Source organism: Wolbachia endosymbiont of Drosophila baimaii, from assembly GCF_028982185.1.
GTDB classification, from domain to species: Bacteria; Pseudomonadota; Alphaproteobacteria; order Rickettsiales; family Anaplasmataceae; genus Wolbachia; species Wolbachia pipientis.
In genome coordinates this window covers 1-7,723 of sequence record NZ_JAPQLE010000050.1, presented here as the reverse complement: position 1 = coordinate 7,723, position 7,723 = coordinate 1, and the positions used below count along the sequence as shown (strand labels likewise).

General features: G+C 36.6%; 7 protein-coding genes and 2 pseudogenes. 6 read left to right on the top strand and 3 right to left on the bottom strand.

The annotated features are described in order from the left end of the window. Nucleotides 1-146 precede the first annotated feature (146 nt). Complete coding sequence (locus OZD66_RS01670) at nt 147-821, bottom strand: septal ring lytic transglycosylase RlpA family protein (protein ID WP_182366852.1); 675 nt, start codon at nt 819-821, stop codon at nt 147-149. Nucleotides 822-847: 26 nt separating this feature from the next. On the opposite strand from OZD66_RS01670, the gene OZD66_RS01665 reads away from it, so the two are divergent. The 5 genes and pseudogenes from OZD66_RS01665 to OZD66_RS01645 all read left to right on the top strand — a co-directional run bounded on the left by OZD66_RS01665 (nt 848) and on the right by OZD66_RS01645 (nt 5,362). Then, the gene (locus tag OZD66_RS01665; RefSeq protein WP_182366855.1) at nt 848-2,428 is read left to right on the top strand and encodes a UDP-N-acetylmuramate--L-alanine ligase; all 1,581 of its coding nucleotides are present in this window, start codon (nt 848-850) and stop codon (nt 2,426-2,428) included. A gap of 208 nt (nt 2,429-2,636) precedes the next feature. Then, nucleotides 2,637-2,786, top strand: a pseudogene (locus OZD66_RS06015) (WPE palindromic element domain-containing protein); the annotation flags it as partial. 80 nt (nt 2,787-2,866) lie between these two features. Beyond that, nucleotides 2,867-4,141, top strand: a complete 1,275-nt coding sequence (gene eno / locus OZD66_RS01655) for a phosphopyruvate hydratase (protein WP_182366860.1) — start codon at nt 2,867-2,869, stop codon at nt 4,139-4,141. Next, on the top strand, nt 4,129-5,151 hold the full coding sequence (gene cgtA / locus OZD66_RS01650) for an Obg family GTPase CgtA (protein WP_182366862.1): 1,023 nt from the start codon (nt 4,129-4,131) through the stop codon (nt 5,149-5,151). The genes eno and cgtA overlap by 13 nt, the downstream gene beginning before the upstream one ends. Continuing rightward, a complete protein-coding gene (locus OZD66_RS01645; RefSeq protein WP_231115872.1) occupies nt 5,132-5,362 on the top strand; it encodes a hypothetical protein in 231 nt (76 codons plus the stop codon). Before cgtA ends, OZD66_RS01645 begins: the two co-directional genes overlap by 20 nt. Nucleotides 5,363-5,660: 298 nt before the next feature. Here the strand turns inward: OZD66_RS01645 and OZD66_RS01640 are convergent, their stop codons facing one another. Next, nucleotides 5,661-5,834, bottom strand: coding sequence for a hypothetical protein (locus OZD66_RS01640; protein ID WP_275022024.1), 174 nt, complete (start codon nt 5,832-5,834; stop codon nt 5,661-5,663). Nucleotides 5,835-5,961: 127 nt separating this feature from the next. Here OZD66_RS01640 and fumC point away from each other — a divergent pair, with 127 nt between their 5' ends. Continuing rightward, on the top strand, nt 5,962-7,356 hold the full coding sequence (gene fumC / locus OZD66_RS01635; protein WP_182366864.1) for a class II fumarate hydratase: 1,395 nt from the start codon (nt 5,962-5,964) through the stop codon (nt 7,354-7,356). On the opposite strand, the pseudogene OZD66_RS01630 reads toward fumC, so the two are convergent. Further along, a pseudogene (locus OZD66_RS01630) lies at nt 7,347-7,496 on the bottom strand (Rpn family recombination-promoting nuclease/putative transposase); the annotation flags it as partial. The gene fumC and the pseudogene OZD66_RS01630 sit on opposite strands and share 10 nt — an antisense overlap. Between the last annotated feature and the right edge of the window lie 227 nt (nt 7,497-7,723).

Genomic DNA, 7,723 nt, shown 5'->3' with positions numbered 1-7,723 from the left:
GTAAATTTGTTACCTCTCTTACCCACTCCATAATTAAACAACTCTGCAATGTCTCCTATTTGTCCTCCTAATAATGAGAATTGGTATTACAATAGTTAGCCAGCGTTCCTTACATTAACCAAATCTTTCAAATTCTGCACTCACCACTACCTATAACTCACTTTCACGCAATATTGATCGTTCTTAAAAAGCAATCTAACATTTTTTATTCCTTGATTGCGAAGCTTTGATGCAGCTGACTTAGCAGCCTGAGCACTTTTAAAAAATGCAACATATCCCTTACTTTCTGCATTGTCTTGTTTTGGGTGACGTTTCTGTATTTCCTTTTCATACTGCTTTCTGTAATAAGGAGTATTTTGTATCAATTGTTCTGACATCTTTCTTAGGTATTGGACTTTTACTTTTGCAAGCCCAGATTTATGAAATCCTAAGACTTGAGCTGCTTTTTCTGATAAGTCTATTATTCTGCCTTCAATAAAAGGCCCCCTATCGTTAACCCTTGTAACAAGCTTTCTTCCATTTTCTAAATTAGTGACAAGAACAAAGCAGGGTAGGGGCAAAGTCTTATGCGCTGCAGAGATCAAGTGGCGGTTAAACACTTCACCATTTGCTGTAAGCGTGCCATGATCTTCTATTCCATACCACGACGCTGTCCCTATCTCTTCATAGTGTTTACAGTTTTTTGGATAATAAGTTATACCATTTATTGTGTAGCTGCTGCCAATTTTATAATGACCTGCAGTGCAGTTAAACCTGTTGCTAAAACTGCAACTGCTTATCAAAACAAATGTTAGACATAGAAAGGTTAGGTTTTTTATCATTGTATTCGGTAAGAGGGTTCGATACTATGAGGATCTTAAATTATACTATAATAAATTTAGTAATGAGTAAACATCTACTGCTAAATATTAACAAAACTCAAAAAGGAATAATACATATTATTGGTATAGGTGGAATCGGAATGAGCGCTATTGCTGAAATTCTTCACAATTCCAATTACAAAGTTCAAGGCAGTGATGCACAATCAAACGACAATATAAATAAGTTACAAAAGCTAGGTATAGAGGTTTATATTGGTCACAATGCTAATAATATAAGCCAAGCTCAAATAGTTGTACATTCTTCTGCAATAGAATCTGATAATGTGGAGTTAATTGCGGCAAAAAATAACAATAAAACCGTTTTGCATAGATCAGACATACTTGCTGAAATTATGAAAGGTAAATATGTGATAGCGGTTTCAGGTTCAAGCGGAAAGACAACAACAACGGCTATGATTGCTTCCATTTTTGATCATTCTAATATTGATGCAACTGTAATTGTAGGAGGAATACTAAATTCGTATCAGAGTAATTCAAGATTTGGAAGGAGTAACATTTTTTTAATTGAAGCTGATGAGTCTGATGGAACCATGCTAAAAATTCCTGCAAATATTGCTGTCATAACGAGTATTAACGACGATCATATGGATCGTTATGGTACATTTGACGATGTTAAGCATGCATTCTCTCAATTTATAAATAAAGCAGATTTTGCAGTTTTGCCTGATTCTGTAGACATTAGTTATGATGCAAATAACTCTATGATGTTTGGATTTGAGGATGCCAATATTAAAGCTGTTAATATTAAACAGCATGCTAACAGCATAGAATTTGATGTGTTTATTGATGATAGTTGTATGGTTCAAAATAACTGGATCCCAGTGTCAAGCACTGGGATGACACCTTTATGTTTTGGAACGATACCGATGCCTTTCCCTATTTCCCCTACTCCTTTGTCATCCCATCACCCTCTGTCATCCCAGTGCGTGACACTGGGATCCAGCCCTTTAAAAAACATAGTACTATCAAACGCAATAGGTATTCACAAAGTAAGCAACGCCTTGGCTGCAATATCAGTTGCGATAAAACTCGGGATTAGCGATGCAGAGATTAAAAAAGGCCTTTTGGAATTCAAAGGAGTAGCAAGAAGATTCTCTTTGATTGCCAATATTAAAGGTGTTAAGTTAATTGAGGATTATGCCCATCATCCAAATGAAATATATGCAACTTTAACGGCTGCACGTTCGATTACCAAAGGAAAAGTAATAGGAATTATCGAACCACTTCGTTTTGCTCGCATTCGTAATTTTTTTGATGAATTCATACGAATTTTCATGATGTTTGATTATGTCATCCTTACTCCTGTTCATCCTCCAGAAGATAAGCCTATTCCTGGTTGTGGAATTGATGATATACAGAAAGCTTTAATCAGTAATGGATTTAATAACACAAAAATTATGAATGATGCTTTGCTCATTTCACATTTTATTAGTGATTCGACAAGTCCAGGTGATATAGTATTATTTATTGGTGCTGGTAGTAATATAGCTAAATTGGCAAAGGAAGCTGCAAAGCTCATAGCAGAAACTATACAAACATCTAGTTAAACGATAGAATAAATGCAAGTACTGGTGTCATGTAAACTGGAATCTAGTCAATTATATATATGGAAAATGAATTTAATTGAGAAAAAGAATCCGGACTGGGAGGATTTATATGATAAAATTGTGTAATAAGGCTGGATCCCAGTGTCGAAGCGCACAACTGTACGAACGTTGCGATATGGAAGTAACTTCCACTAAGAATGATGTCATCCCAGTGCCCAGACACTGGGATCCAGAAAACTTAATCGTAAATGAGCACACCAGGTGGCTGTATAGTAAAAGCTGGATTCCAGTGTCAGCTACTTGCATGACACCATCCGCTACTCAAATTACCTGTATATTGCAATGTTCATACACTGAAATGTTACAGCGCTGGGATAACATCTTCCGAGACAGAACGTTCCGTGCACACAATTGTGAATCTAGTAAAGGGTTAATGCAATGAATAAGATAATCAATAACGTATTTGCAAGAGAAATTTTAGATAGCAGGGGTTACCCAACCGTTGAGGTAGAGATTGGGCTCTGTGATGGAGCAGTAGGCAGAGCATCTGTACCTTCTGGAGCTTCAACCGGTAAACTGGAAGCCTTGGAACTCAGAGACCAAGATGAGAAAAGGTATTGTGGTAAGGGAGTGCTGAAAGCTGTTCAAGTTGTAAATGGAATGATAACAGATAAAATCATTGGAATGAATGCAGCGGACCAAAATGCAATTGATAAAGCATTAATTGAACTAGATGGAACAAAAAACAAATCAAAACTTGGAGCAAATGCAACTTTGGGTGTGTCTCTTGCAGTTGCAAAAGCAGCAGCAAACAGTTTCAAAATGCCGCTATATAGATATTTGGGAGGAAAGCAGACGAGTGTTATGCCGGTTCCACTCATTAACATAATTAATGGTGGAGTACATGCAGACAATAAGCTCGATTTCCAAGAATTCATGATTCTTCCGGTCGGTGCTGAGACTTTCAGCGAAGCAATTAGAATATCTGCGGAGGTGTTTCATAACTTACGTAGCATTCTTAAGAAAAAAGGTTATAGCACAAATGTAGGGGATGAAGGTGGTTTTGCACCAAATATTGAAAGTACTGAAGAAGCACTTGATTTGATCATATACGCTATAGAATCAGCAGGTTATTCAACAAAATGTGATTTTGCACTAGGCCTTGATGTTGCTTCATCTACTTTTTATGAAGATGGAATTTACAAATTTGAAAGTAAGGGGCTTACTTCAGAAGAGTTGACCGAATATTATTGTAATCTTGTGGAAAAATATCCAATAATTTCTATAGAAGATGCAATGAGTGAGGAGGATTACGAAGGTTGGAAATTACTTACTGCAAAATTGGGGAGTAAAATTCAATTGGTCGGGGATGATTTATTTGTTACAAATTGTGAACTAATACGTAAAGGAATAGAGGAAAAAATGGCAAATGCTGTACTGATCAAGCCAAATCAAATAGGGACGTTAACAGAAACTTTTGCTGCTATTGAAATGGCAAAATCAAATGGCTATAAAGCTGTTATTTCTCATCGCTCAGGTGAAACAGAAGACACAACAATATCCCACATAGCAGTTGCATCAAATTGCGGGCAAATAAAAACCGGGTCGCTATCGCGTTCTGATAGACTCGCGAAGTATAACGAGCTAATGAGAATAGAAAGCACGTTAGGAAAGGATGCTAAATATTATCGTGGGTTAGCATGGGTTTTATAGACGAAGTAAAATTGTGTTTAAAAGCTGGTGACGGTGGTGATGGCTGTGCAAGTTTTCGTCGAGAAAAGTTCGTTGAATTTGGTGGTCCAAATGGTGGTAATGGAGGAAAGGGTGGAAACATAGTTTTCATCAGCGACGCTAATCTCAACACTTTGCTTCATTTTCGTTATAGAAGACACATTAAAGCAGATAGTGGGAAAAACGGTGCAGGCAGGGATAGATCTGGCACAGCAGGGAAAGACGTTATACTTCGAGTTCCAGTTGGTGCACAAATAATTGATGAAGAAAATGAAGAGATAATAGTCGATCTTGACAAGCCTGATATGGAATTTTTAATAGCACAGGGTGGAAAAGGTGGACTTGGAAATACTAATTTTAAATCTTCTACTAATAAGGCACCAAGACATTTTACTTACGGTCAGCCTGGCGAAGAAAAACATGTATTATTAAAACTAAAAGTTTTATCAGATGTTGGAATTATTGGCATGCCAAACGCAGGTAAATCAAAATTTTTGACTCGCTGCTCAAATTCCGATACAAAAGTAGGCGATTATCCATTTACCACCGTAAGACCTCATTTAGGCATGGTAAAAGTGGATGATAGCGAAGTTGTAATAGCAGATATTCCTGGAATAATTACTGATGCTCACCTTGGAGTTGGGCTCGGGCATAAATTTTTAAAGCACATAGAAAGGTGTCAAATTTTACTTCATTTAATCGATGTAACTCACGATGACGTTGTTTCGGCTTATAGTTGTATCCATAATGAATTGGAACTTTACAATAGTGATCTTGTTGAAAAAGAAGAGATTGTAGTATTAAACAAATGCGACTTATTGAGGGAAGCAGAAATTCTGGAAAAGAAGAATCACCTAGCTAATTATCTCAATAAAGAAGTGCTGTGCTTATCAATTAATGGTGATTTACAGCCTATTTTAAGATTATTAAGTGAAAAATTGAAAAAGAGTAATTCTAAGGAAATCGATGTATATGATCCTTTTAAGATGTGAATTTCATTTATTTTATCATATAACTAGAATATATTTGTACGAACATTTGTTTTTGTTAAACACAACAAATCCCAGTGTCAGCTACTTGCATCTACCACACAACTGTACGAACATTGCAATTTGCAGGCAATTTGCGTGGCAGATGGTGTCATCCCAGTGCCCAGACACTGGGATCCAGCCTTTTCATAATCATCAAAACGTTGTATTTTAACATAAAACGGCTACTTTTATGCTTACCAACTTAATAAAATTTCTGGATCCCAGTGGGCTTTGTTGCATCGCTACTTATGAAAGGCTAACTATAGTTAGGATTATAAGTAACCTATTGAAAATCTTATTTTTTTGCAATCAATCCGATCAAATTTAAGAATAGTAATTTATTATTTACATTAATAAATTTAATTCTATTGAAAATATCTAAAGCATTGAAATTCTTGAATTTTAGCCGGATTAGTGAGTGGTAGTGAAATTTCTTTTACTCAAATTTAGGTATTCACTGACCGTTCTTGTTATAAATACCAGAATAATAAGCTACTGATATTCTCCATCTTTTTTATCTTTAATCCATCATAGCTAGCGATGCAACAAAGCCATCCCAGTGTCAAGCACTGGGATGACATCATGGGGGCGCTGGGATGACACCCTCCTGCTAGACAATGTTCGTACAGTTGTACATCTACCATGCAGGTTACCTGAAAATTGCAATGTTCGTACACTTGACTACTTGGATCTAGTATGATTTAATTAACCAAGAAGTAGGCATGAAAAAATTATGTAGTGAACCAGTTTGCATAACACCAGGAGGAAAATATGGATAGAAAGACGAGAATAGAGTCAGACAGCTTAGGGGAAGTAAAAGTACCAAGTGAACATTACTGGGGAGCGCAGACTCAGCGTTCTTTAGAAAATTTTAAGATTGGCACAGAAAAAATGCCAGAGCCTCTGATTAAAGCATTAGCAATAGTAAAACTTGCAGCAGCACATGTTAACATGAAGCAGGGTAGCATAGATAATAAGGTAGGGGACGCAATCTGCGCAGCCGCAAAGGAAGTAATAGATGGCAAATTTAATAATGAATTTCCGCTTGTTGTTTGGCAAACCGGATCCGGAACGCAGACTAATATGAATATGAATGAAGTGATCAGCAATCGCGCAATAGAGATTTTAGGTGGTAATTTGGGTAGTAAATCTCCGATACATCCAAATGATCATGTGAATTATGGTCAGTCGTCAAATGACACCTTTCCAACAGCAATGCATATAGCAGCAGCAGACCAGATAAACCGCTTGCTTATTCCAAATCTTGAAAAATTGCATAAGGTGCTGGATAATAAGGTTCAGGAATTTAAAGATATAATAAAAGTAGGACGTACTCATCTGCAAGATGCAACGCCCCTAACACTAGGACAGGAGTTCTCTGGCTATGCAGTCCAGATTAAAAAGGGGATAGAGAGAGTAAAATCAACTTTAAGTGGTATATACGAGCTTGCACAAGGTGGCACTGCGGTTGGCACGGGACTCAATACTAAAAAGGGTTTTGCTGAAGATTTTGCTAGAGAAGTTGCAAAAATCACTAATCTTCCATTTACTTCAGCAGGCAATAAATTTGAAGCGCTAGCAGCAAATGATGCTTTAGTTGAGCTCAGTGGAACACTCAATACAGTAGCAGTCAGTTTAATGAAAATTGCAAATGATATAAGGTTGCTTGGTTCTGGTCCAAGATGTGGAATTGGGGAAATAATGTTACCGGAAAATGAGCCCGGTTCTTCAATTATGCCAGGTAAAGTGAATCCAACTCAGTGTGAAGCGGTGGCTATGGTATGCACTCAAGTTATGGGAAATCATGTTGCTGTAACCATTAGTGGTTCAAACGGTCATTTTGAATTGAATGTGTTTAAGCCAGTGATAATTTACAATGTTTTGCAGTCTATAAGACTTTTAGCTGACGCAAGTTTAAATTTTACAGAAAAATGTGTAATTGGTATTAAAGCAAATGAAGAGAGGATAAAAGATTTACTGAATCAGTCGTTGATGTTGGTCACTATATTAAATACGCATATAGGGTACGACAATGCAGCAAAAATAGCGAAGCTTGCTTATAAAGAAAATATCACTCTAAAAGAAGCAGCAGCAAAACTTCAACTGCTCACTGAGGAAGAGTTTGAAAGGATAGTGAAACCAGAAGAAATGGTAAATTATTTGTAACCGCTCACACTTAATTCTTCAATCTCACTAATAGAAAGGCCAGTAAACTTGACAATAGTGTTAACATCAACATTATTAGCTAGCGTTGTTTTTGTAACTTCAATTTTCCCTTCCTCTTTACCAATTTTTTGTATCCGTTCAGCGGAGTGGTAGAATAAGATAGACAAAGCAAGATAATAAAGATAATCATAGAGCAAAAGTGAGGTAATGTGGTAAACCTTTGAGAACTCTGCAAAAATTTACAGCAAAAAATAGAAAAGTTGGAAGGGAGGATAGAAGAGTTAGAGGCAGAAAATAAGGCCTTGAGGATTGAGAACGCTGAGTTGAAAGAGAGGCTTGGTTTAAACTCGAAAAATTCATCTCTACC